Source organism: Alistipes sp. AF48-12 (assembly GCF_003477565.1).
Classification (GTDB): Bacteria; Bacteroidota; Bacteroidia; order Bacteroidales; family Rikenellaceae; genus Alistipes_A; species Alistipes_A hominis.
Map to the genome: position 1 here is coordinate 14,397 of NZ_QUDJ01000025.1, position 22,185 is coordinate 36,581.

Here is a 22,185-nt window from a genome sequence, read left to right on the forward strand (position 1 = left end):
GTACGGTTCTTAGAGGGGAAAGCTCCCGTAAGGGAGCCGACCTACTCGACAAGAAGTATTACGACGGTGCGCCCGTATAGGCGATATAATAAATGTAGCATTGGCAAGCTATTAGGTAAGTGTTCCAATATTTACCTATCATCACCAGCTTATCTGCCCACGAAAGGACGGCAGGGAGTATAGCACGCTGGAAAGCCATAAGTCAATTAGTTATCAAATTGCAACTGAATGGTGAGATGAAACAGATAGATACGAGGATAAAATCCAAACTGATTGAATGATAGTCCAAGTGAACCCAGTATGTTTTATAGTGAAAGATAACTTAACTCGCTATACCGTAATACCTCTGTTGCGAGCGTCGTGTAGTAGAGGCAGGAACAAATTACGGCACAACCGCAGTAAGCGGTAACGGGCGGAAGTCATATCCGACAATCTATCATAGCCATGTTATTATATCGTAAACGGGGATTGCCTAAATCGGAACGCCGCAAGGCTATTAGGTACAGACCTATGAAAATCCGACAAGGCAACGGAGCTTCCGTAGTAGTCTGAGCAGGGGAAAGCCCTGTACATGGCGAAGGGAAGCAGCTAATAATTTTAATGCAAATAACGGAAAATGTGAGAGACATTATGAGAAGTCCAGAGTATGTATTAAACAGTCTAACGGAACACAGTGAAAATTTGAATTACAAGTTTGAACGCTTGTACCGTATCTTTTTCAATGAGGAAATGTATTACGTTGCCTACCAACGCATATATGCGAAACCGGGCAATATGACAGCAGGTGCAGATGGGAAAACCATTGACCAAATGAGCCTGAACCGAATTGAACAACTGATAACATCGTTGAAAGATGAGAGTTATCAGCCCCAACCCTCAAAACGGATGTATATCCCAAAGAAAAATGGGAAAATGCGTCCATTAGGTGTACCAGCTTTTAATGATAAATTATTGCAGGAAGTGGTCAGAATGATATTGGAAGCCATCTATGAAAGACAGTTTGAAAAAACGTCACATGGCTTCCGACCTCTAAGAAGCTGCCACACTGCCTTGTCTGATATTCAGAAGACATTTTCGGGCGTGAAATGGTTCGTAGAAGGTGATATTAAGGGATTTTTCGACAATATCAATCATGAGATACTGATAGGTATTCTGAAAGAACGTATCGCTGACGAAAGATTTATTCGCTTGATTAGAAAATTTCTGAATGCAGGATATATCGAAGACTGGAACTTTCATAACTCCTACAGCGGAACACCGCAAGGCGGAATTGTCAGCCCTATCTTGGCAAACATATACCTTGATAAGTTGGATAAATTCATGAAGGAATACACTGGAAAATTTGATAAGGGGAAAGAACGGAAAAGAACTAAACAGGTAGTATCACTTGAAGGCAAACGACACCGTATTCTGAAAAAGTTGAAAGTGGTAAAAGACAAAAGTGAAAGGTCAGAATTGATAAGACAATATAAGGCTTATCAAAAAGAAGGTTTGCAGTATTCTGATGGTGACGAAATGGATATGAACTACAGAAAACTCAAATATGTGAGATATGCGGATGATTTTCTAATTGGAATTATTGGCAGTAAACAAGATGCTATCATCATCAAAGAGGACATAAAGAACTTCCTCTATGAAAAGTTAGCTCTTACACTGTCTGATGAGAAAACACTTATCACCCATGCTGAAAACGCTGCAAAATTTCTCGGATATGAGATTTTTGTAAGGAAATCCAATGACACCAAAAGAAGCAAATACGGAGTACTAAGACGTGTCTTCAATAAGAGGATACAATTGGCACTTGGAAAGGATACGTTTAAGAAAAAGTTGCTCGAATATCGTGTTTTAGAAATAAAGATACACAACGGCAAGGAGTATTGGAAAGCAAAATCCCGTCCCAAACTTTCAAACAACAATGACTTTGAGATACTTGACAGGTACAACAAGGAAATAAAGGGCATTTACAATTACTATTGTTTGGCTAATAATTGTAGTAGTCTGTCAAAACTTGGGTATATCATGAAATATAGTATGTACAAAACATTTGCGCAGAAATATCGGACAACGATGTCGCAAATCCGAAAAAAGTACACCAAGAATGGACTTTTTTCAGTTAGATACTATTTAAAGAACGGTACTGCCAAAGACTTGACCTTTTATCATGGTGGGTTCAAAAAGAAAAATCCAATGAACATTAAGGATTTAGACAACTTGCCCAAATTCACATATCATCCTACAAACACAAGTCTTATAGATAGGCTGAAAGCGGAAAAATGTGAATTATGTGGAGCAGTCGATAAGTTAGTGATGCACCATGTGAGAAAATTAAAAAATCTTCAAGGGAAAACTACCTGCGAAAAACAAATGATGGCTCGCAAACGAAAGACTATTGCCATATGTGGTAAGTGTTACAAAAAACTCAGTAACAATGAATAGATTGATATTATTAGTAGAAAGCCGGATACGCGGAGACGTGTACGTCCGGTTTGGGGGCGAGCTTCCGAAAACCCACCGTAGTAATACGGCAGGGCGTTGGATGCTTAGCCTACCCCTCAAATCGGTGAACAATCTGGTCAAGGACGCCCGCAAGGTGCAGCAGACCATCCTGATGGTAGGCGACATCACGGACATCTACGTGACCAGCTTCCAGAAGATGCTGCGCGACGACAACTTCACGGTGGAGGAACTCGGAGCCATCGCCTTTGGGTACACGAAGCTGCTGGAAGAATCCAACGACGTGCTGACGGAGCTGAAGAACGTGGTGAACATCACCACGCTCTCCATGACGGACAAGGAGCGCATGGACGTGGTGGAACGCTGCCACTCCAAGATGAAGCGTTACCGCAACCTCGTGAGCTACTACACCAACAAGAACATCAGCGTGAGCTACCTGCGTGCGAAGAAGAAAAACGACCTCGACCGCATCATGGGGCTGTACGGGAGCATGAACGAAAGATACTGGTAGCCTATGGAGTTCGACAACCTTCACCAGATTCTCCGCTCGCTCTACGAGCAGATGATGCCGCTGTGCGCTGACATGGCGGGCGTGGCGAAAGGCATCGCCGGGCTGGGCGCGCTCTTCTATGTCGCCTACCGGGTATGGCAGTCGTTGGCGAGAGCCGAACCGATAGACGTCTTCCCGATGCTCCGCCCATTTGCCATCGGTCTGTGCATCATGTTCTTCCCTACGGTGGTGCTTGGCACGATAAACAGCGTCCTCTCGCCCGTCGTGCAGGGCACGGCGAAACTGCTCGAAACGCAGACGCTGGACATGAACAAGTACCGGGAGCAGAAGGACAGGCTGGAATACGAGGCGATGGTGCGCAATCCCGAAACCGCCTACCTCGTGTCCAACGAGGAGTTTGACAAGCAACTGGAGGAATTGGGCTGGTCGCCCTCCGACATGGTGACGATGGCGGGGATGTATATCGACCGGGGGATGTACAAGATGAAGAAGGGCATCCGCGACTTCTTCCGCGAGATACTGGAACTGATGTTCCAAGCCGCCGCCCTCGTGATAGACACCATCCGCACATTCTTCCTCGTGGTGCTGGCGATACTCGGTCCGATAGCCTTCGCCATATCGGTGTGGGACGGCTTCCAAAGCACGCTCACGCAGTGGATATGCCGCTACATACAGGTCTATCTGTGGCTGCCCGTGTCGGACATATTCAGCACCATACTCGCCAAGATTCAGGTGTTGATGCTCCAGAGCGACATCGAGCGCATGCAGACCGACCCCAACTTCTCGCTGGATTCCAGCGACGGGGTGTATATCGTGTTCATGATAATCGGCATCATCGGCTACTTCACCATTCCGACGGTGGCGGGCTGGATCATCCAAGCCGGGGGCATGGGCGGCTACGGGCGCAACGTGAACCAGATGGCGGGACGCGCCGGAAGCATGGCGGGCAGCGTGGCGGGTGCAGCCGCAGGCAACATGGTCGGACGTGCCGGGAAACTGCTGAAATAATCAATGTGCAATTATAAACGGAAAAGTAAAATGGAATTCAAATCACTTAAAAACATCGAATCATCGTTCCGGCAGATACGCCTGTTCGGTATCGTCTTCCTCTCGCTGTGCGCCGTGATAACGGTATGGAGCGTGTGGAGTTCCTACCGCTTCGCGGAGCGGCAGCGTGAGAAGATCTATGTGCTGGACAACGGCAAGTCGCTGATGCTGGCACTCTCGCAGGACCTCTCGCAGAACCGTCCGGCGGAAGCGAGGGAGCATGTGCGCCGCTTCCACGAGCTGTTCTTCACGCTCTCGCCCGAAAAGAGCGCGATAGAACACAACGTGAAGCGTGCGTTGCTGCTGGCGGACAAGAGCGTGTACAACTACTATTCGGACTTCGCCGAGAAGGGGTACTACAACCGCATCATCGCCGGTAACATCAACCAAGTGCTGAAGGTGGACAGCGTGGTGTGCGACTTCAACGGCTATCCCTACCGTGCCGTGACCTACGCCACGCAGAAGATCATCCGGCAGAGCAACGTCACCGAGCGCAGCCTCGTGACCACCTGCCGCCTCTTGAACTCGTCCCGTTCGGACGACAACCCCAACGGTTTCACCATCGAGGGATTCACCATCATCGAGAACAAGGATTTACAAACCATCAAAAGGTAACAGGCATGAAAGGAATCGGAAAATCACTATGGAGTACCTATTGGAAACTCCACGATAAAAAGAAAATGCTGATAGCAAGGCTCAAGGGCTATCTGGACGGCTTGCCGCCGAAGATACGCAGGCGCATCGTGCTGGCAATGCTCGCCGCATTCGCCGCACTTGCCCTCTACACCTTCGGCAAAGCCGTGTATGACATCGGCAGGAATGACGGCAGCCGGATGGAGATAGACCATGCCGGACAGGTGGAACTGTCCGTGAAGCCGGATAACAATCACAATGTAATACCTTATTTATATGGAACAGACGAAGAATGAACCAAAAAACGAGAACAAGGCGGCTCCCGGTAACGGCAAGCCGAAAAAGGAGCGCAAGCCGCTGACCGAAGCCCAACGCTGAAACGCCAGAAAATGATAGTGCTTCCCGCTATGGTGCTGGTATTCATCGGGGCGATGTGGCTGATATTCGCCCCGTCCTCCGGCAAGGAGCAGGAGCCGGGAACAGGCGGCTACAATATCGAGATGCCCGATGCGGACAAGGAGAACCGCCGGATTATCGGTGACAAGGCGAAAGCCTACGAGCAGGGGGCAATGGAGGAACGGCAGGAGAACCGCAGCCGCGCCATGCAGCAGTTGGGCGACCTGTTCGACCGCGAAACGGCGGCAGCGGATAGGGACAGCGATTTCGACCTTGCCAATCCCGGCGGAACGGAAGAGGCGGAGAAACCCGCACCGAAGACCATCCAGTCCTCGGCAGCCGCCTACCGCGACCTCAATGCCACGCTCGGCAACTTCTACGAGCAGCCGAAAAACGACAATGCGGAGATGGACGAACTGCTGGAACGCATCGCCACGCTCGAATCCGAACTGGAAAGCGGAAAAGAGAGAAGCTCCACGATGGACGAGCAGGTGGCACTCATGGAAAAATCCTACGAGCTGGCGGCGAAGTACATGGGAATCAGAACGGCACGCGGGCGGCAGCGGGACAGACCGCAGAGCCGTCCCCCGTGCAGAAAGCCGGAAAGAACACGGCAAAACCCGTAAGGCAGGTGACGCATCAGGTGGTGTCCTCGCTCGGACAGCCCATGAGTAATGCCGAGTTTGTCGCTTCCTTCTCGCAGGAACGCAACCGCAGTTTCAACACGGCGGTGGGTGTCACGACCGTATCGGACAGGAACACCATACCGGCATGTGTCTATGGGGCGCAGAGCGTGACGGACGGGCAGGCGGTCAGGTTACGGCTGTTGGAGCCGATGGCGGTAGCTGATAGGATCATCCCCCGTAATGCGGTGGTGGTCGGCGCAGCCAAGATTCAGGGTGAACGGCTTGCCATCGAAATCACCTCGCTGGAACACGACGGCACGGTTATCCCGGTGGAGTTGGAGGTCTATGACACGGATGGGCAGCCCGGCATATTCATACCCAACTCGATGGAGATGAACGCTGTCCGGGAGGTTGCCGCCAACATGGGCGGCTCGCTGGGGAGCAGCATCAACATCTCCACCAATGCCGGGGCGCAGCTTGCCTCCGACTTGGGAAAAGGACTGATACAAGGCACGAGCCAGTACATTGCCAAGAAGATGCGTACCGTCAAAGTGCATCTGAAAGCCGGGTACAGGGTCATGCTCTATCAGGAAGTGAATTAAGGAAACAATCAAATTTTTATTTACCACTAAAAATCCAAAGTAATGAGAAAAGTAATCATGATGTTTGCCCTCGCTATGGGCATCGCAACTGCCAACGCGCAGGAAAACGTAACCGTTGAAACGCCCAACAGAAGTGACCAACTGACCTTGACAAAGGAGGTCTATCCGCAGAAAGAAGCGGACGGAGACCTGTATCACGGTCTGACGAGAAAGCTGGGCTTTGACCGCATGGTCCCCCCGCACGGCTTGGAAGTGACCTACGACAAGACCGTGCATGTCATCTTCCCGGCGGAAGTGCGCTATGTCGATTTAGGCTCGCCCGATCTGATTGCGGGCAAAGCCGACGGTGCGGAGAACGTCATCCGCGTGAAGGCAACCGTGAGGAACTTCCCGAACGAAACCAACATGTCCGTAATCACGGAGGACGGGAGTTTCTACACCTTCAACGTGAAGTACGCCGCCGAACCGCTGCTGCTCAACGTGGAGATGTGCGACTTCATCCATGACGGCGAGGCGGTGAACCGTCCGAACAACGCGCAGGAAATCTACCTGAAAGAGCTGGGCAGTGAAAGTCCCATGCTGGTGCGCCTTATCATGAAGTCCATCCACAAGCAGAACAAGCGTGAGGTGAAGCATATCGGCTGCAAGCGTTTCGGCATCCAGTACCTTCTGAAAGGCATCTACACGCACAACGGGCTTCTGTATTTCCACACGGAAATCAGGAACCAGAGCAACGTGCCTTTCGATGTGGACTACATCACGTGGAAAATCGTGGACAAGAAGGTGGCGAAGCGTACCGCCGTGCAGGAGCGTATCATCCTGCCGCTTCGCGCGCAGAACTACGCCACGCTCGTGCCGGGCAAAAAAAGCGAACGCACGGTCTTCACGATGGCGAAGTTCACCATACCCGACGGCAAGTGCCTCGTTGTGGAACTGAACGAGAAGAACGGCGGTCGTCACCAGTCCTTCGTGATCGAGAACGAGGATTTGGTGCGCGCCAATACCATCAACGAACTTCAAGTGCGCTGACCATGAGAAAGTACATCGCAATAATCATCGCGTCGCTTGCCCTGTTCACGGGGCAGGCGCACGCCCAGCGATGCCTGCCGAAGATGCAGGGCATCGAGGTAAGGGCGAATCTGGCGGACGGATTCAAACCCGGCGGCAACGACGGCGGGTACAGTTTAGGGGCTGCTCTCTCCACTTACACGAAGAAGGGGAACAAATGGGTATTCGGAGGTGAGTATCTCCTGAAAAAGAGCCCCTACAAGGACACTTCCATACCTGTGGCGCAGTTCACGGCGGAGGGCGGCTACTATTTCAAGATACTTTCCGATGCCCGCAAAATCGTGTTCGTCTATGCGGGGGCTTCGGCTCTCGCCGGGTATGAATCGGTGAATTGGGGCGAAAAGGTGCTGTATGACGGCTCCACGCTGCATGACCGGGACGCCTTCATCTACGGCGGTGCGCTGACGCTCGATGTGGAGTTTTACGTGGCTGACCGTATCGCCCTGCTCGCCAACCTCCGGGAGCGTTGCCTGTGGGGTGGCGACACGAAGAAGTTCCACTGCCAATGGGGGCTGGGCATCAAGTTCGTCATCAACTGACACACGCCGCATGGAAGGGACCAATATAGACGCCATGAGGCAAATATCCCTCGCGGACTTTCTCGCACGGTTGGGACATGAGCCTGTACGGAGGAGCGGAAACGAGCTGTGGTATCGTGCGCCGTACCGCAGTGAACGCACCCCCTCTTTCCGTGTGAACGTGGCGAAACAGCTCTGGTACGACTTCGGTTTGGGCAAGGGCGGTGACATCTTCACGCTTGCCGGGGAGTTTGCCCGAAGCGGTGACTTCATGGCGCAGGCAAGATTCATAGCGGAAACCGCCCGTATGCCGTTTGTCGCATCGGAAAAGCCGTTGTACCTGCCGGAACCGTCCGAACCTGCCTTTGAGGGGGTGGAAGCCGTCCCACTGCTCCGCTCACCATTAACAGAGTATCTGGCGGAACGGGGCATCCCTTATGCCGTTGCATACCGCCACTGTTGCCGCCTGAACTATGGCGTGCGTGGAAAGCGGTATTTCACAATCGGTTTCCCGAACGTGGCGGGCGGCTATGAAATCAGGAGCAAACTATTCAAAGGTTGCATACCACCGAAAGATGTGTCACTGATAAAACCGGAAGATACCGCCTCTGACGTATGCAGCGTGTTCGAGGGCTTCATGGACTTTTTGTCCGCTGACACACTCGGCATAGGCGGCAATGGCGACAGCCTTGTGCTGAACTCCGTCGCCAACGTGGGTAAGGCGGTGAAACACTTAGACGGGTATGGACGCATCGACTGCTTCCTCGACCGTGACGAAGCCGGGCGGAGGACGCTGGAAGCCCTCAAAGGACACTACGGCGGACGTGTCTGTGACCGTTCCGCACTCTATGACGGTTGCAAGGACTTGAACGAGTATCTGCAACTGACAGCAAAAAAAGAAATGAACAATAACTTAAAAATCAAAGGACAATGAACATACTGAACAACAAGAACAAGAGAATATCCATCTTCAAGGCGTTGGCACTCTGCCTGTTCGCCGCCGTGTCGCTCACGCTCGCATCGTGCGATGACGACATGGACATCCAGCAATCCTATCCCTTCACGGTGGAAACCATGCCCGTGCCGAACAAGGTCACGAAGGGGCAGACGGTGGAAATCCGCTGTGAGCTGAAAAGGACGGGCGAATTTGCCAACACGCTCTACACCATCCGGTATTTCCAGTTCGAGGGGGAAGGCACGCTGAAGATGGCGGGCGGCATTACCTTCCTGCCCAACGACCGCTACCTGCTTGAAAACGATAAGTTCAGGCTGTACTACACGGCAGATGGCGACGAGGCGCACAACTTCATCGTGGTGGTGGAGGACAATTTCAAAAATTCCTACGAATTGGAATTTGACTTCAACAACCGGAACGTGAAGGACGACATTCAGACCGTCATCCCCATAGGCAATTACAAACCTCTGCCAAGATGATGCGTGTATTCATGGCTATCCTCTGTTCGCTGCTGGCGGTCTGCTCCGTGTCCGCACGGGACAGCCGTCAGAAGGGGACGGACGGGCAGGCGGCAATCTACCGCCTGCCGCCTTTCGAGTGGGCAGTTCGGTGTACGAAGTATTTTGAAGGCTGGCACTCGGAAAAACATCACCCGTATGTGGGGTATGGACACCGGTTGCAGCCGGGGGAAAGGTATTCGGCACGCACCATGACGAAGCGACAGGCGGACGCGCTTCTGCGGAAAGACTTGCGGAAGTTCTGCGCCATGTTCCGCCAGTTCGGGCGTGACAGTCTGCTCCTTGCCACGCTCGCCTACAATGTCGGTCCATACCGGCTTTTGGGGAGCGGGAAGATACCCAAAAGCAAACTGATCCGAAAGCTGGAGGCTGGCGACAGGAACATTTACCGGGAATATATCGCTTTCTGCAACTACAAGGGTAAACGGCACGCCATGCTGCTCAAACGGAGAAAGGCGGAGTTTGCGCTGCTGTACATTCCGTAACATGGCAAATGCCTGACAAATGAAAATCCGATGAAGCCGCAACTTCATCGGATTTTCCGCTTTTCATACATTCGGGATTTTTCCTTTGCCGATTACTTCACCGTTCCTGCAATGCTCTATGATGCCGGGCAAAAATCCCATCTCCCCGATTGCGATATGCCGGATATACTCCGCATATTCCTGACCTTGAAAATTCCTCCCCGTGAGGTTTTTGAAAATCATCCTTATGCTTGTTCCGTCATCACTGTACAGGATGATTTTTCCGTTCTGTCTGATTTCTTCCATGATTAAAACTTGTTTTTGTGAATACTATCGTAGATTGGGACAGCGGTTTCTTTGCTACTTTCTTTGTCCGCCATCATGCTCACCGAAAGAAAGTAGGGCGCTTTCGCCGCCGCCACTCAAAAACGGGTGTAGAGTCCCGTTACCATCGTGAACATTTCTTCCAGCATATCGCAGTATATGCCCTCGTGCGTTGCTATATCCTTTGTCTTGCACTCGAATGTCTTTTTACTGAACGTCCTGCGGTAGAAACGCATATTGTAAAGGTCTAAGCCGGCATCGTAGATGATGTCAAGGCGGTTTGCGCTCGTCTTGTTCCTCGCAAGGCTCATGCGTAAGCCGTTGCCCATGTCTATAAAGTCCTTGCTTCCCGTCATGGCGGCAAAGCGTCTGCCGCCTATTTGCTGTAAAATCGTCTTTGCTATCATGCTTTTCTTGGTTTTAGGTTGGCGGTGCGGATACCGCCAACTTGTTTAACATTCTGTTATCTCGGCAATGGGTGTGTTTCGTTTCAGCCATTCCATCAGGCACTCCATATTGTACTCGCTTGTGATGACTGCCGTATGGCTGTCAATGGCGGTAAACCTGCAGCTCTCGTAGTCGTCTATCCACCTTTTAGGGTATCAACTCCCCACGCTTCGGCATCGTCAAAGATACCGTCCAATACTTTGATAGGCTCGCTGAACTTCACTATCAGCGTTTGGTAGGCTGCGTTCATCGTCTGTCCTCCTTTTCTTCCTTTGCCGTGAGCCACTTGTCCCGTGCGGCTCGGCACTCGTCCAATGTGGGTTTGACACAAGAGAACAACTCTCCGTTTGTGGGATGGCGGTAGTCGTACTGCACAAGTGTCCGCTTGCGTCTGCCGATACCTAATTGGAAACGCTCGTATTTCTCCGTACCTGCTTCAGTGCAGGTGCTTATTCCGTTGATGGTCATTCGTGTTGCCATAATCGTTGATTTTAGAGTGGTTAAAAATGTACTGACAAAACTCTGTTGCGCATCACCATTTCGGGGTCGCTTGTATAGCGTTGGTGCAGGTAGAAATGGTGGGAGCCGAAGCCGTAAAGGAAGAACCTGTCAAGTTCGTGCTTCTCGGCAAAGTCCTTTACACTCCGTCTTAACTGCCCCTCACTCGTTGCAAGAGTGAGGAGGTTCACAAATTCAATGAACATCGTGGGGATTTTATCGTCCCACAGACAAACCATGCTTTCAATTCTTACTTCCATACTATTGGGTATTATAGGTTGATACTATGCCGCTTCCATCCGCTGGCGGATAAGGTTCACGTTGCTGTTCACAAGGTTTACAATGCGGTCGTGGTACTCGGTATTGGAATTGTGCAAGCCACGACTTTGCACCACTTCCAATGTCTTCAAGGAAACCTCCACCGTTTCTATGCGCTTGCCGTCAATGGTTGCGGATAGGATAAGGGAGTTCTTTTCAAGGAAATAGGAGTTGGAAAACACGCAATGGTGCAGTTCCGTCCCTTCCGCTGCAAACTCCGCAACGCTCTCCAACACACGCACCTGCAAAGTGCCGTCCGTGAAGGCTATGCCGAAAAATATGCCTTTGAGTTTGCGGTATGCCTTCTCGTGTTTCTTCGCTTGGCGGATGCGTTCCTCCAATTTCTTGCGCTCTATCTCCTTGTTGCGCTTGTGCATAAGTCTGTCATGTTCGGCTTTGAGGTCGGAGGGGCAGACGTACTTCGGGCTGTTCGTGTCCTTGCCGAAAAGCCGCAGGAGGTCTATGGTGTCACGCCACATGGAGCCGTCAGCAATGGTGTAGCCGTTGCGGATACATATCTTCACGGATGCCCAATACCTCTCTATGTCAAAGGAACTGCGGATATAGTGGCGCAACATGGGATATTGCCCTGCTTTCAACAGCGTTTCGGATCGGCTGTCGGAAAGGATAGCCGTGAAAAGGTCGTAAGGCAGTATGTTGTGGTATTCGCCATTGAAGCCGTTGCGTTTCAGTTCGGGAATGAAACGCTGTCGGGGATAAGTGCAGACGGGGTTTATATCGTATGCACGGAGTTTGTTGTTCTTGCGTACCTCCATGTCGCTGTATTCCGCCCATAGGTCGTAGTAAAGTATGGACATTCCTCGCAGTCGGGCGACAGTGACGGTTGTGCCTTTGGGCGAAATCCACCTTTGCACCACTTCATAAATGGAATACTCGGCTGCCTGCCCTGCCTTGTATCGGGATTTGACGAAGAAGAAGCGTATCACTTGGTACTGCTTGCAGGTGGTGATGATGCAGAAATACTCGTTCTCGTTGAAAACCCTCTTTCGGGTGCGCAACGCTTCCAACTCCATGCCGCAATCCGGGCATGTGCATCCGCAAACGGTGTCCGCAAGGTCGTGTTCACTTTTCCACGAATGTCCGCACTCGGTGCAGATGTTCGTGCCGTCCGCCCTCTTGATGGCGTAATGCTTGAAGCAATGGCGGAAAGCGTATGCCCTCTGTGTGGCGGTCAATTTCGGCAGTCGCTCGCTCAATCGTGCGACTTCCTGCTGTATGGGTGTTCTCGGTTTCATAATCAGAAATTGAATAGGTTGGGTTGTTGTACTTCTTGTGCGGTCGCTTTGGTGGCGGTTCTCGGCTTGCTGCGGTTCTGCAACTTGCGGAGTTCCTCCTCTTGGTATCTGCGGAGTGCGTTCTGCCGTGCTTCCGCCTTTTCCTCTGCCGTGAGTTCCACCACGTGGTTCACCGCCACTTGGCATTGGATTAGCTTGCCCACCTCTATCTCGTTCTCGTCATAGTAGTGGACTGCTTGCCCGAATATCTCCCCGTCCGTGAAGCCGTTGCAACCGCTCCGCTGCACATAGTTGAGAATGTAGGTGACGCAATCGTCTATGTTCTTGGCAGGGTTGCGGTAGTTCTTGGCAAAGAGCGTATCTTCCGCCGCACGTTGCTCCAAGTACATCTGTATCGTTCTCTTGAAATGTTCTGTTCCTTTCATATCGCTGTCGTTTTTATCAGTTATACATTTTTCCGTTTCCCAAAAACTCGTAGTCGTTGGCTGCGCAACTCTCCTCAAAACTCTCTTCGCTGCACTGGTATTCCATATCGTCACGGCACGACTTGAAGAAGCTGTCAAGGCACTTGTCCATGAGGTCGTACAGAGTGGTTCGGGTGTCGGGGGCTTTCAGAAAGTCGTAGATGGGTCGCAGGATGTCCTCGTCTGCGCAATAGCCTGTCAGTACGCAACAGTTATCCGTGAATATCCGGCTTCTACGTTGCTTATTGAAATTTCCTTTGAGGTAATAGGTTTTCGGCTTGAATAGGATGTGCCAATAGTTATTGACGATGTATTTCAGAAGCCGTATGCCGCAGAGTTCCTCCTCTTTTCCGCTGTAACGTGAGGTGAAACGGTAGGAATAACGGCACGTGTCGTAACTCCAATCGTTCACTTTGACTTTGAACACACTTTCAAATGCTTCCAGCGTGTTGCGGTTGTCACTGTCCCAACCGTATTCAAAAGTGCGTAGCCATTCATTGTATGCGGTATCTCTCGCTGCTGCGGAGAGTTCGGCTAATTGGAATAGGTCGTATGTCCTTGTTATCGTTCTCATATCGCTGTCATTTTAGATGGTCTGTTTCAGTATCTCTCTCCAATAGGTCGGCTGCACTTCGCTCAAAAGGAAGTCTGTAAAGTCCCTCCGTGCGTCCTTGTTCAGTTCTCGGTAGAGTTCACGGAACACGGATATGTTGCCGTTGATGTACGTTTCCACCATGTACACGAAGATGTTGTCCACCTCGTAGTATCTGCATTGCTGCGCTGCCGTTTTGCTGCTTCTCTTTGCCATGTCGGTAAGGGTTAAAGGGTGAATAACCAAAGGATGAAACCGAAGAAGGCGGTTGCGGAAAGGATAGCCACGATTACGCCTATCGCCACTCGGAACACTCCGTTTACAATCTCTCTAATGATGCCCCAAAGGATGCCGAACACCACGAAGGCGGTGCGCACAATCAAGCCGCATATCGCAAGCCCTATGTACTGCGCCATTTGTCTGAAATTTGCCGTTGCCGTCATATTTTCGCTGTTTTTGATTTTTTGTTTTTTTAATGCGGATTCAAGAGTTGAGGGAGTTGAGTTTCAAACTATCTTATCTGCCTCTCGTTTATCCGACATTTTTTTTTATGCGTCTTTCTGTCGCATCGGTCGTTTTCGTTTCGGGTGCTTGAAAAGGTAGGGATTAGGGATGCAAGGTTTTTCGGGAAAAATACTACCCATAGGGCTGGAGATTTTTTCCGAAAACAGGAGGCTTGACCTTGCATTCCCGTCCAATCCCGGAATTACCTTTGCGCCCAGAACGGAAATGACAACCTGATGCGCTCCCTGAAAGATGCGAAAATGGAGGTAAACGGAAGTGGAGGCAGATTGGACAGGAAAACTTCGAAAGAGAAATCCGTGAAAAAGGGAAAACGCCAAAAGGAAAAGGGACACTGCCGGAGGCGTGAAACCGGGCAAACCACCGGCAAGGAAGTATGATTTTATATGTTTGGCCGAGCGTGTCCGGTCTGACGGATAAAATCATTCTTCCCGGTTTGCCTGCCGTGTGTGACGGCTTGTTCCATTCATGGATCGGGCGGTCAGACACGGCTTTCCGCTTACGGCTCAAAGGAACAGCAAAAAAGAAAAATCGTCAGAAACCCGTAAAAGCACCTCTTTGGCATAAGCACAAAAGAAATGGGCCTTGCATCATCAGTCTAAACTGTTGTTTAGGCGTGATGCAAAGCCCTTTTCTCCGCTTATGCGGCAGTCGGCATACGTTCGTTCAAAATCCTTTTGTACGATGGTGTGCCGACGGATAAAATCGCTTTTACGGAAAAACTTGTATGAGAAGAAAAAAATTAGGGAGATTCATTTCAAAATCTCCCGTTTTATTGTTACTTTTGCATACGAAGAGTTCTTTGAAGGTTACGCAACGCGCAGAAGGATGATGCAGTAGATAACTAACTAAATCGTAACCTATTACTATCATGAGCAATTAACCTACGCTCAGCTCCAATAAATTACACTCTTTTCGTAACTTCAAGATTACAAATATAAACAATTTGGCGTACTTACGCTATTCCCGGCTGAGAATCGCCGCATCCATTACCTCTTCACCGTCCGTCGCAGTCAGTTTCACCGGCGTGATCGTATTGATTAGCGCACGGTCGAACGGCGTGCGGACTTTGACGTAGTTGCCTGTGTATCCGTACATATATCCGTTGCGACGCGTGCTCTCCCACAATACTCGCGCTTGCGTTCCGACCTGCTTTTCGTAAAAAGCGCGGTGCAAACGTTCCGACAGCGCGCCGAGCTCGGCGGCCCGTCGTTCGACGACCGGCGGCGGAACCCGGTTCGGGAATCCGGCGGCGGGGGTGTCGGGACGCGCGGAGTAGGGGAAAACGTGCAGGAATGCCGGGGCGAGACGTTCGAGGAAACGGTAGGTGTCGGCGAAGTCTTCGTCCGTTTCGCCCGGGAATCCGACGATCACGTCGATACCGAGGAATACGTCCGGCACGGCGCGGCGCACCGCAGCGATCCGGTCGGCGAACTGCGCCGTGTTGTACCGGCGGCGCATCAGCGCCAGGATGCGGTCGCTTCCGCTCTGGATCGGAATGTGAAAATGCGGCTGGAATCGTTTCGAAGCCGCTGTGAAAGCGATGACCTCGTCGGTCAGCAGGTTCGGCTCGATCGACGAAATGCGGTAGCGATCGATGCCTTCGACCCGGTCGAGGGCCCGCAGCAGGTCGATGAACGGTTCGCCGGTCGTTCGGCCGAAATCGCCGGTGTTGATACCTGTCAGTACGATTTCGCGTTGACCCTGCGCGGCGATTCGCTGCGCTTCGGCCGCGAGATCGGCAATAGGGAGGTTGCGGCTGGCGCCGCGCGCCAGCGGAATCGTGCAGTAGCTGCAATGGTAATTGCACCCATCCTGTACTTTCAGGAACGAGCGGGTGCGGTCGCCGGTCGAGAACGCGGCGAAAAAGTTCGTCAGCTCGCCGGCTTCGCAGGTGTGTACCGATGCTTTGCGTTTGGCGCCGAGTGCGGATACCCGTTCGTAGATCGAGCCTTTGTCGTTGTTGCCGATCACCAGGTCGACCCCGTCGATGGCGGCCAGATCCTGCGGCCGTAGCTGGGCGTAGCATCCGGTGACCGCGACGATGGCATCGGGATTCGTCCGGACGATCCGGCGCACGATGTTGCGGCACTTTTTGTCGGCATGTTCAGTGACCGAACAGCTGTTGACGACATATACGTCGGCGGTTTCCCCTTGCCGGGCGCGTACGAAGCCGCCCGCTTCGAATTCGCGGGCGATGGTCGACGTCTCGGAGAAATTGAGCTTGCAGCCCAAAGTGTAAAAACCTACTTTTTTAGCGGATGACATGGCGTTGTATTTCGATACCGGCGCAAAGGTACAAAACCGCCGCCTAATTTTTGCCGCTTATGCCGCATTGTGGAAGAATTCCCGAAAAAAACGCGTAGCTTTGCGGTTCGATCGACGGTTTATGGATTTCTTTTACGAACTTTTTCAATACAGGTTTCTGACCCATGCGACGCTCGCCTGCCTGTTGTGCGGTCTGGCCTGCGGCATGGTCGGTACGTACGTGGTGTGCCGCCGGCTGGTTTTCCTCAGCGGCGGGATCACCCATTCGTCGTTCGGCGGGATCGGGATCGCCTACTATTTCGGGCTGAATCCGATTGCCGGCGCGTTCTGTTTCGCGGTGCTGTCGGCGTTCGGGATCGAAGCCTTTACGGCCGGCAAACGGATCCGCGAGGATTCGGCGATCGGCCTGATCTGGTCGCTCGGCATGGCCGTCGGGATCATCTTCGTATACCTGACGCCGGGATACGCTCCGAACCTGATGAGTTTCCTGTTCGGGAATATACTGAGCGTCACCTCCTCCGACCTGATCTGGATGGGGATCGTCGACCTGGCGATCGTGATCGTTTTCGCCGTCTGGTACCGGCCGATCTTGTACGTGGCTTTCGACCGGGAGTATGCCCGCAGCCAGAATATGCCGACGCGGTTGATCGGTTACCTGATGTCGGCGCTGATCGCCGTGACGATCGTCATTTCGATCCGCGTGGTGGGGATCGTTCTGCTGATCTCGCTGCTGACCATGCCCGCGGTGATCGCCAACCAGCTGACCCGCTCGTTCGGACGGATCATGGCCGGGGCTTCGGCGATCGGCGTGCTCGGTTCGTTCGCCGGGCTTTATGTCAGCTACAAGGGCGATATTCCGTCGGGCGCGTCTACAATATTTATACTGACCCTTACGCTTATTATTGTAAAACTATTACCTTTGCGTGACTTTATGCGGAAGCGGGATGAAAACGGTACATAAGCTCATATTGAAATCGTACGTAGGGCCGATGGTGCTCACCTTCTTCATCGTCCTGTTCGTTTTTATCATGCAGTTCATGTGGCGCTATATCGACGAACTGGTCGGCAAGGGGCTCGGCATGGGCGTGATTATGGAGCTGATGATGTACGCCGCCATCACGCTGATACCGATGGTACTGCCGCTGGCGACGCTGTTCGCCGCCGTGATGACGATGGGCAATATGGGCGAGAATTACGAACTGCTCGCGCTGAAATCCGCCGGCGTATCGCTGCCGAGGATCATGCGGCCGCTGATCGTACTGGTCTTTTTCGTCGCCGTCGGCAGTTTTTTCGTCGCCAACAATCTGGTGCCGATGGCGATGCGGAAGATGTCGGCGCTGATCTACGACATCCGGCAGCAGAAACAGGTCATCGAGTTCAAGGACGGGCTCTTTTTCAATCTCGACAACGACATGAGCATCCGGGTCGACCACCAGGACCCGAAGACGAAGCTGCTGACCGATATCCTGATCTACGATACGCGCAATACCAATATAAACGGTAAGATGGGGACGATCGTAGCCGACTCCGGCTACATTTCGCTGTCCGACGACAAGCGTTTCCTACTGGCCACGCTGTATAACGGCGAGATGCACGAAGAGGTGCGCAACTACCAGTGGATGAAAGATAATACGCTGGAACGCCGTTATTTCGACGTTTACAACATGGTGATCCCGATGTCGGGTTTCGATTTTTCCCGAACCGACATGTCGCTGTTCAACAACAGCCAGACCAAAAATACGAAAGAACTTTCGGCCGGGATCGACTCGCTGGAGAAAGTCAGCGCGGCGGCGGCCAGCGCCTCCTACCAGCCGCTGATCACCACCTTCATTTTTCCTTTCGACCAGGGTCTCGGCACCGATTCGATCGCTCCGTTGCACGGGCGGCCCGTTTACCTGAATGCGCACATCGACAGCATGGGTCTGAAAGACCGGCAACGGATTTACAACGAGGCGCTCAACAAAGCGCGCAACTCCCGCAGTTTCTACTCGTTTGACGAGGTAACCTCGAAAGACGCCCTCACGCAGCTCTACAAATTTAAGGTCGAGTGGCATAAAAAAATGGCCCTGCCGGTTTCGATCATGATCTTTTTCCTGATCGGAGCGCCTTTGGGAGCGATCATCCGTAAGGGAGGGCTGGGGATGCCGGTCGTCGTATCGGTCGGTTTCTTCGTAATCTATTACATCATTACGATCACCGGCGAGAAGATGGCGCGCGAGGGCTCGTGGAACTCTTTTATCGGGATGTGGATCGCCACATTTATCCTGTTGCCGATCTCCGTCTACCTGACCTATAAAGCGACCAACGATTCGAACCTGTTCAACGCCGAATGGTACCTCGCCCATACCCGGAAGATCCGCGGATTTTTTAAACGGATATTCCCGCGAAAACGGCGTATGCAGCCGGAGAACCGGTAACCGTACGAAAACCGAAAATTAAAAATACAAAATCGAAATATCATGTCACAAGAACAAAACAACGAAAAGATTCTCAGCAGTGTGGACGAAGCGATCGAAGATATCCGCGCGGGCAAAGTCGTCATCGTGGTCGATGACGAGGATCGGGAGAACGAAGGCGATTTTATCGTCGCCGGCGAAAAGATCACCCCGGAGATCGTCAATTTCATGCTTCACAACGGCCGCGGCGTGTTGTGCGCTCCGTTGACCGAAGACCGCTGTCGGGAACTGGATCTGGAGATGCAGGTTGCCAACAATACGTCGCTGCTCGGTACGCCTTTCACGGTGTCGGTCGATTTGCTCGGACACGGTTGTACGACCGGCGTGGCTGCGACCGACCGTGCGGCTACGGTGCGGGCGCTGGTCGATCCGGCCACCAAGGCGTCCGATCTGGGCCGTCCGGGGCATATTTTCCCGCTCCGGGCGCGTAACAAAGGGGTGCTCCGCCGTCCGGGTCATACTGAAGCGGTGATCGACCTGACGCGGATGGCCGGACTGACTCCCGGCGGCGCGCTGATCGAGATCATGAACGAAGACGGTACGATGGCCCGTCTGGGCGATTTGCGGAAAATCGCTCAGCAATTCGGCCTGAAGATCGTTTCGATCGCCGATATCATCGCTTACCGCCTGAAAACCGAATCGATCGTCGAGCGGGGCGAAATGGTGGATATGCCGACGGCATGGGGACATTTCAAGCTGATCCCGTTCCGCCAGACGAGCAACGGGCTGGATCATGTGGCCTTGATCAAAGGGGAGTGGGAGCCGGACGAACCGGTGCTGGTGCGCGTGCATTCTTCGTGCGTGACGGGCGATATTTTCGGTTCGTGCCGCTGCGATTGCGGAGCCCAGTTGCACGAAGCGATGAAAATGGTCGAGCAGGAAGGAAAAGGCGCGGTCGTCTATCTGAATCAGGAGGGCCGGGGAATCGGCTTTTTCAATAAAATGAAAGCCTATAAATTGCAGGAAGAAGGGTACGATACCGCCGAAGCCAATGTCAAACTGGGTTTCGGGGTCGACGAGCGCGATTACGGCGTCGGAGCCAGCATTCTGCGCGAGATCGGTATCCGGAACATGCGACTGATGACCAACAATCCGCAGAAACGCGCCGGGCTGGAAGGCTACGGCCTGCGGATCGTCGAGAATGTTCCGATCGTGATCGCTCCGAATCCGTACGACGAAAAATACCTCCGCACCAAAGAACAGGTGATGGGGCACCGGCTCGGATTATTTAAGAAGTAATAACAAATAATCAGTTGTGGTATAATGGGAATCACAGTCGCTCATATAGCGCTTTGGACGAACCGTCTGGAAGAACTGCGGGATTTTTACGTGCGTTATTTCGACGGGGAGAGCGGCCCCGTATACCGTAATCCGGCCAAGGGATTCGAGTCTTTTTTCGTCCGTTTCGACGGCGTCGTCGCGTTGGAACTGATGCGGAGGACGGATATCCGGGATTCGGACGAAGGCGAGCATACCGGCTTTTGTCACGTCGCGTTCGGCGTCGGCAGCCGCGAAGCGGTGTGCAGCCTGACCGAACGGTTGCGGCGGGACGGGTATCGGATCGCCGGCGAACCGAGGCAGACCGGGGACGGATACTTCGAGAGCGTCGTTTGCGACCCCGACGGCAACCGGATCGAGATCGTAGCTTAACGGGATATTTAGAGATATGGACAGCAAGAAACTGCGTATCGTTTATATGGGTACCCCCGATTTTGCGGTGGCCCCGTTGCGGAGATTGGTGGAAACGGGTTATCACGTCGTCGGCGTCGTGACGATGCCCGACAAACCGGCAGGCCGCGGATTGCATTTGCAGCAGTCGGCCGTCAAGCGGTATGCCGTGGAAGTCGGGTTGCCGGTTTTGCAGCCCGAAAAATTGAAAGATCCGCAGTTCGTCGAGACGTTCCGGGCGTTGCGGCCCGACCTGGGAATCGTGATCGCTTTCCGGATGCTGCCTGAAATTATTTGGTCGATGCCTGCGCTGGGGACGTTTAACCTGCATGCGTCGTTGTTGCCGCAGTACCGGGGGGCCGCGCCGATCAACTGGGCGATTATCAACGGCGAGACGGAGAGCGGCGTCACTACCTTTATGCTGAACCACGAGATAGACAAAGGAGATATCCTGTGCCGGAGCCGTGTCCCGATCGGGCCGGACGAGTGCGCAGGAACCCTGCATGACAAACTGATGGTCGCGGGGACGGATCTGGTCGTCGAGACGGTCGAGAAGATCGCGGCGGGAGACATCGTACCTGTCGGACAGGATGGCATAGCGCCTGCCGAAATCCGGGAGGCGCCGAAAATATTCAAAGATACCTGTCGGATCGACTGGAAGTCCGACCGCCGGACGGTGTTTAACCTGATCCGCGGACTGAGTCCCTATCCGGCCGCATGGAGCGAACTCCGCAGGGACGATGCGGCTCCGCTTGCCGTCAAGATTTACCGTGCTCATCCCGATCCGGATGCGGGAGCGGGGAGCGCTCCCGGAACGATCCTTTCCGACGGAAAAACCTTTCTGAAAGTAGCCTGTGCGGACGGATACGTTTTTCTCGACGAACTGCAGGTGGCCGGTAAAAAGCGTATGCCCGTAGCCGATCTGCTGCGCGGTTTTCAGCGAATCGACGCTTGCGTATTCGTGTAGGAAACAGAAAATGCCGCCGTCGTATTTACCGGGCGGATATATCTTTTCGGTAGCGGCATGTTTTTCCGTCGGGCGTTATTCCCTCGATAGCGATATCGTATTGCTGGTTTTTATGATCGTTTGAGTAGAACTCGATTTGGGCGGTGCCGTCCGGGCCGATTTGCAGATAAGGGTTCCAGTACAGCGTAGTACGGATATCGGGTTTTTCGTCGGCGATCTTTTCGGGCGTATCGTATACCGGACTGTAGAACTCGACGCTTTCGGCATAACCGATCGTGCGGTACATTTTTATTTCGGATCTAATAGCAGAAACCCCTTCTTTTAGGATGATTTCTATGTGGTACGGATACTCTCCTATCATTGCTGTTTCTGTTTTGTGTATATGGTTGATATATAGGATATCATCAACGGTGTAGTCAGTTAAATCACTCAAAGCGCATCCCTTTCCGTTAAGCGATAATGAAACGGGAGCATAAAACATATCAAAAGCCAACTCTTGAGGCATTGGCAACCCTTTTCTTTTTACAAACAAACCTCCCCCCACCCTTACCACTCCCGGCAAGAACATCATGTAGTTATACAGGGACATTGGTTTGTACTTAGCGAGCGCGGT

General features: G+C 52.5%; 25 protein-coding genes and 3 pseudogenes. 16 read left to right on the forward strand and 12 right to left on the reverse strand.

Annotation, left to right across the window (positions count from 1 at the left end):
• The first annotated feature begins 630 nt into the window (after positions 1-630).
• From DW082_RS12790 to DW082_RS12840, 11 genes and pseudogenes are all read left to right on the forward strand, one after another.
• The gene (locus DW082_RS12790; protein ID WP_032535361.1) at positions 631-2,436 is read left to right on the forward strand and encodes a reverse transcriptase/maturase family protein; all 1,806 of its coding nucleotides are present in this window, start codon (positions 631-633) and stop codon (positions 2,434-2,436) included.
• Positions 2,429-2,965: a hypothetical protein gene (locus tag DW082_RS12795; protein ID WP_005944141.1), complete on the forward strand. Its 537-nt coding sequence runs from the start codon at positions 2,429-2,431 to the stop codon at positions 2,963-2,965. The genes DW082_RS12790 and DW082_RS12795 overlap by 8 nt, the downstream gene beginning before the upstream one ends.
• A 3-nt stretch (positions 2,966-2,968) precedes the next feature.
• The gene (gene traJ, locus DW082_RS12800) at positions 2,969-3,973 is read left to right on the forward strand and encodes a conjugative transposon protein TraJ (RefSeq protein ID WP_008645989.1); all 1,005 of its coding nucleotides are present in this window, start codon (positions 2,969-2,971) and stop codon (positions 3,971-3,973) included.
• Positions 3,974-4,003: 30 nt separating this feature from the next.
• Entirely contained in the window at positions 4,004-4,627 is a 624-nt protein-coding gene (gene traK / locus DW082_RS12805; RefSeq protein ID WP_004308925.1) for a conjugative transposon protein TraK, read from the forward strand.
• Between the two features lie 5 nt (positions 4,628-4,632).
• On the forward strand, positions 4,633-4,941 hold the full coding sequence (locus DW082_RS12810) for a TraL conjugative transposon family protein (RefSeq protein ID WP_008645986.1): 309 nt from the start codon (positions 4,633-4,635) through the stop codon (positions 4,939-4,941).
• Positions 4,922-6,269, forward strand: a pseudogene (gene traM, locus DW082_RS12815) (conjugative transposon protein TraM). Before DW082_RS12810 ends, traM begins: the two are co-directional and overlap by 20 nt.
• Before the next feature lie 42 nt (positions 6,270-6,311).
• Entirely contained in the window at positions 6,312-7,298 is a 987-nt protein-coding gene (gene traN, locus DW082_RS12820; RefSeq protein WP_008645982.1) for a conjugative transposon protein TraN, read from the forward strand.
• 2 nt (positions 7,299-7,300) lie between these two features.
• Positions 7,301-7,876: a conjugal transfer protein TraO gene (locus DW082_RS12825; protein WP_008645981.1), complete on the forward strand. Its 576-nt coding sequence runs from the start codon at positions 7,301-7,303 to the stop codon at positions 7,874-7,876.
• Positions 7,877-7,886: 10 nt separating this feature from the next.
• Entirely contained in the window at positions 7,887-8,789 is a 903-nt protein-coding gene (locus DW082_RS12830) for a toprim domain-containing protein (RefSeq protein WP_008645979.1), read from the forward strand.
• Positions 8,786-9,289 (forward strand): DUF3872 domain-containing protein, encoded by a 504-nt coding sequence (locus DW082_RS12835; RefSeq protein ID WP_008645978.1) that lies wholly within the window; start codon positions 8,786-8,788, stop codon positions 9,287-9,289. Before DW082_RS12830 ends, DW082_RS12835 begins: the two co-directional genes overlap by 4 nt.
• The gene (locus DW082_RS12840) at positions 9,286-9,813 is read left to right on the forward strand and encodes a glycoside hydrolase family protein (RefSeq protein ID WP_032536910.1); all 528 of its coding nucleotides are present in this window, start codon (positions 9,286-9,288) and stop codon (positions 9,811-9,813) included. Before DW082_RS12835 ends, DW082_RS12840 begins: the two co-directional genes overlap by 4 nt.
• A 63-nt stretch (positions 9,814-9,876) precedes the next feature.
• Here DW082_RS12840 and DW082_RS12845 read toward each other — a convergent pair whose 3' ends face one another.
• From DW082_RS12845 to mtaB, 11 genes and pseudogenes are all read right to left on the reverse strand, one after another.
• Entirely contained in the window at positions 9,877-10,098 is a 222-nt protein-coding gene (locus tag DW082_RS12845; protein WP_008645976.1) for a hypothetical protein, read from the reverse strand.
• A 116-nt stretch (positions 10,099-10,214) separates the two neighbouring features.
• A complete protein-coding gene (locus DW082_RS12850; RefSeq protein WP_008151539.1) occupies positions 10,215-10,523 on the reverse strand; it encodes a hypothetical protein in 309 nt (102 codons plus the stop codon).
• Positions 10,524-10,568: 45 nt separating this feature from the next.
• Positions 10,569-10,813, reverse strand: a pseudogene (locus DW082_RS12855) (DUF6956 domain-containing protein).
• Entirely contained in the window at positions 10,810-11,043 is a 234-nt protein-coding gene (locus tag DW082_RS12860; protein WP_008645973.1) for a DUF3873 domain-containing protein, read from the reverse strand. The pseudogene DW082_RS12855 and the gene DW082_RS12860 overlap by 4 nt, the downstream one beginning before the upstream one ends.
• A 20-nt stretch (positions 11,044-11,063) precedes the next feature.
• Positions 11,064-11,321 (reverse strand): hypothetical protein, encoded by a 258-nt coding sequence (locus tag DW082_RS12865; protein ID WP_008645971.1) that lies wholly within the window; start codon positions 11,319-11,321, stop codon positions 11,064-11,066.
• Positions 11,322-11,345: 24 nt separating this feature from the next.
• On the reverse strand, positions 11,346-12,635 hold the full coding sequence (locus DW082_RS12870; RefSeq protein WP_008645969.1) for a PcfJ domain-containing protein: 1,290 nt from the start codon (positions 12,633-12,635) through the stop codon (positions 11,346-11,348).
• Positions 12,636-12,637: 2 nt separating this feature from the next.
• Positions 12,638-13,060 carry a PcfK-like family protein gene (locus tag DW082_RS12875; RefSeq protein WP_008645968.1) on the reverse strand — a complete coding sequence of 141 codons (423 nt, stop codon included), beginning with the start codon at positions 13,058-13,060 and terminating at the stop codon, positions 12,638-12,640.
• 16 nt (positions 13,061-13,076) lie between these two features.
• Positions 13,077-13,673, reverse strand: a complete 597-nt coding sequence (locus tag DW082_RS12880; RefSeq protein WP_008645966.1) for a hypothetical protein — start codon at positions 13,671-13,673, stop codon at positions 13,077-13,079.
• Positions 13,674-13,685: 12 nt separating this feature from the next.
• The gene (locus DW082_RS12885; RefSeq protein WP_005850431.1) at positions 13,686-13,907 is read right to left on the reverse strand and encodes a hypothetical protein; all 222 of its coding nucleotides are present in this window, start codon (positions 13,905-13,907) and stop codon (positions 13,686-13,688) included.
• 11 nt (positions 13,908-13,918) lie between these two features.
• The gene (locus tag DW082_RS12890; RefSeq protein ID WP_008645962.1) at positions 13,919-14,134 is read right to left on the reverse strand and encodes a hypothetical protein; all 216 of its coding nucleotides are present in this window, start codon (positions 14,132-14,134) and stop codon (positions 13,919-13,921) included.
• Between the two features lie 1,039 nt (positions 14,135-15,173).
• Entirely contained in the window at positions 15,174-16,481 is a 1,308-nt protein-coding gene (gene mtaB, locus DW082_RS12910) for a tRNA (N(6)-L-threonylcarbamoyladenosine(37)-C(2))-methylthiotransferase MtaB (RefSeq protein ID WP_118458925.1), read from the reverse strand.
• Positions 16,482-16,602: 121 nt separating this feature from the next.
• On the opposite strand from mtaB, the gene DW082_RS12915 reads away from it, so the two are divergent.
• Genes DW082_RS12915 through fmt form a run of 5 tightly spaced genes read left to right on the forward strand, consistent with a single transcriptional unit; the run spans position 16,603 to position 21,572 of the window.
• Positions 16,603-17,442 (forward strand): metal ABC transporter permease, encoded by an 840-nt coding sequence (locus DW082_RS12915; protein WP_118458930.1) that lies wholly within the window; start codon positions 16,603-16,605, stop codon positions 17,440-17,442.
• Positions 17,426-18,898: an LptF/LptG family permease gene (locus DW082_RS12920; protein ID WP_118458927.1), complete on the forward strand. Its 1,473-nt coding sequence runs from the start codon at positions 17,426-17,428 to the stop codon at positions 18,896-18,898. Before DW082_RS12915 ends, DW082_RS12920 begins: the two co-directional genes overlap by 17 nt.
• A gap of 42 nt (positions 18,899-18,940) precedes the next feature.
• A complete protein-coding gene (locus tag DW082_RS12925) occupies positions 18,941-20,176 on the forward strand; it encodes a bifunctional 3,4-dihydroxy-2-butanone-4-phosphate synthase/GTP cyclohydrolase II (RefSeq protein WP_118458929.1) in 1,236 nt (411 codons plus the stop codon).
• Between the two features lie 24 nt (positions 20,177-20,200).
• The gene (locus DW082_RS12930) at positions 20,201-20,587 is read left to right on the forward strand and encodes a VOC family protein (protein ID WP_310648315.1); all 387 of its coding nucleotides are present in this window, start codon (positions 20,201-20,203) and stop codon (positions 20,585-20,587) included.
• A gap of 16 nt (positions 20,588-20,603) precedes the next feature.
• On the forward strand, positions 20,604-21,572 hold the full coding sequence (gene fmt, locus DW082_RS12935; RefSeq protein WP_055205123.1) for a methionyl-tRNA formyltransferase: 969 nt from the start codon (positions 20,604-20,606) through the stop codon (positions 21,570-21,572).
• A gap of 25 nt (positions 21,573-21,597) precedes the next feature.
• Here the strand turns inward: fmt and DW082_RS14360 are convergent.
• A pseudogene (locus DW082_RS14360) lies at positions 21,598-22,185 on the reverse strand (hypothetical protein); the annotation flags it as partial.

Coding starts and splice junctions, on each gene's coding strand:
- traN (WP_008645982.1), top strand. CDS start 6,312: ATGAGAAAAGTAATCATGATGTTTGCCCTCGCTATGGGCATCGCAACT.
- DW082_RS12835 (WP_008645978.1), top strand. CDS start 8,786: ATGAACATACTGAACAACAAGAACAAGAGAATATCCATCTTCAAGGCG.
- DW082_RS12890 (WP_008645962.1), bottom strand. CDS start 14,134: ATGACGGCAACGGCAAATTTCAGACAAATGGCGCAGTACATAGGGCTT.
- traK (WP_004308925.1), top strand. CDS start 4,004: ATGGAATTCAAATCACTTAAAAACATCGAATCATCGTTCCGGCAGATA.
- DW082_RS12825 (WP_008645981.1), top strand. CDS start 7,301: ATGAGAAAGTACATCGCAATAATCATCGCGTCGCTTGCCCTGTTCACG.
- fmt (WP_055205123.1), top strand. CDS start 20,604: ATGGACAGCAAGAAACTGCGTATCGTTTATATGGGTACCCCCGATTTT.
- DW082_RS12830 (WP_008645979.1), top strand. CDS start 7,887: ATGGAAGGGACCAATATAGACGCCATGAGGCAAATATCCCTCGCGGAC.
- DW082_RS12930 (WP_310648315.1), top strand. CDS start 20,201: ATGGGAATCACAGTCGCTCATATAGCGCTTTGGACGAACCGTCTGGAA.
- DW082_RS12915 (WP_118458930.1), top strand. CDS start 16,603: ATGGATTTCTTTTACGAACTTTTTCAATACAGGTTTCTGACCCATGCG.
- DW082_RS12875 (WP_008645968.1), bottom strand. CDS start 13,060: ATGAAAGGAACAGAACATTTCAAGAGAACGATACAGATGTACTTGGAG.
- DW082_RS12790 (WP_032535361.1), top strand. CDS start 631: ATGAGAAGTCCAGAGTATGTATTAAACAGTCTAACGGAACACAGTGAA.
- DW082_RS12795 (WP_005944141.1), top strand. CDS start 2,429: ATGAATAGATTGATATTATTAGTAGAAAGCCGGATACGCGGAGACGTG.
- DW082_RS12840 (WP_032536910.1), top strand. CDS start 9,286: ATGATGCGTGTATTCATGGCTATCCTCTGTTCGCTGCTGGCGGTCTGC.
- DW082_RS12885 (WP_005850431.1), bottom strand. CDS start 13,907: ATGGCAAAGAGAAGCAGCAAAACGGCAGCGCAGCAATGCAGATACTAC.
- DW082_RS12925 (WP_118458929.1), top strand. CDS start 18,941: ATGTCACAAGAACAAAACAACGAAAAGATTCTCAGCAGTGTGGACGAA.
- DW082_RS12865 (WP_008645971.1), bottom strand. CDS start 11,321: ATGGAAGTAAGAATTGAAAGCATGGTTTGTCTGTGGGACGATAAAATC.
- mtaB (WP_118458925.1), bottom strand. CDS start 16,481: ATGTCATCCGCTAAAAAAGTAGGTTTTTACACTTTGGGCTGCAAGCTC.
- DW082_RS12920 (WP_118458927.1), top strand. CDS start 17,426: ATGAAAACGGTACATAAGCTCATATTGAAATCGTACGTAGGGCCGATG.
- DW082_RS12880 (WP_008645966.1), bottom strand. CDS start 13,673: ATGAGAACGATAACAAGGACATACGACCTATTCCAATTAGCCGAACTC.
- traJ (WP_008645989.1), top strand. CDS start 2,969: ATGGAGTTCGACAACCTTCACCAGATTCTCCGCTCGCTCTACGAGCAG.
- DW082_RS12860 (WP_008645973.1), bottom strand. CDS start 11,043: ATGGCAACACGAATGACCATCAACGGAATAAGCACCTGCACTGAAGCA.
- DW082_RS12845 (WP_008645976.1), bottom strand. CDS start 10,098: ATGGAAGAAATCAGACAGAACGGAAAAATCATCCTGTACAGTGATGAC.
- DW082_RS12870 (WP_008645969.1), bottom strand. CDS start 12,635: ATGAAACCGAGAACACCCATACAGCAGGAAGTCGCACGATTGAGCGAG.
- DW082_RS12810 (WP_008645986.1), top strand. CDS start 4,633: ATGAAAGGAATCGGAAAATCACTATGGAGTACCTATTGGAAACTCCAC.
- DW082_RS12850 (WP_008151539.1), bottom strand. CDS start 10,523: ATGATAGCAAAGACGATTTTACAGCAAATAGGCGGCAGACGCTTTGCC.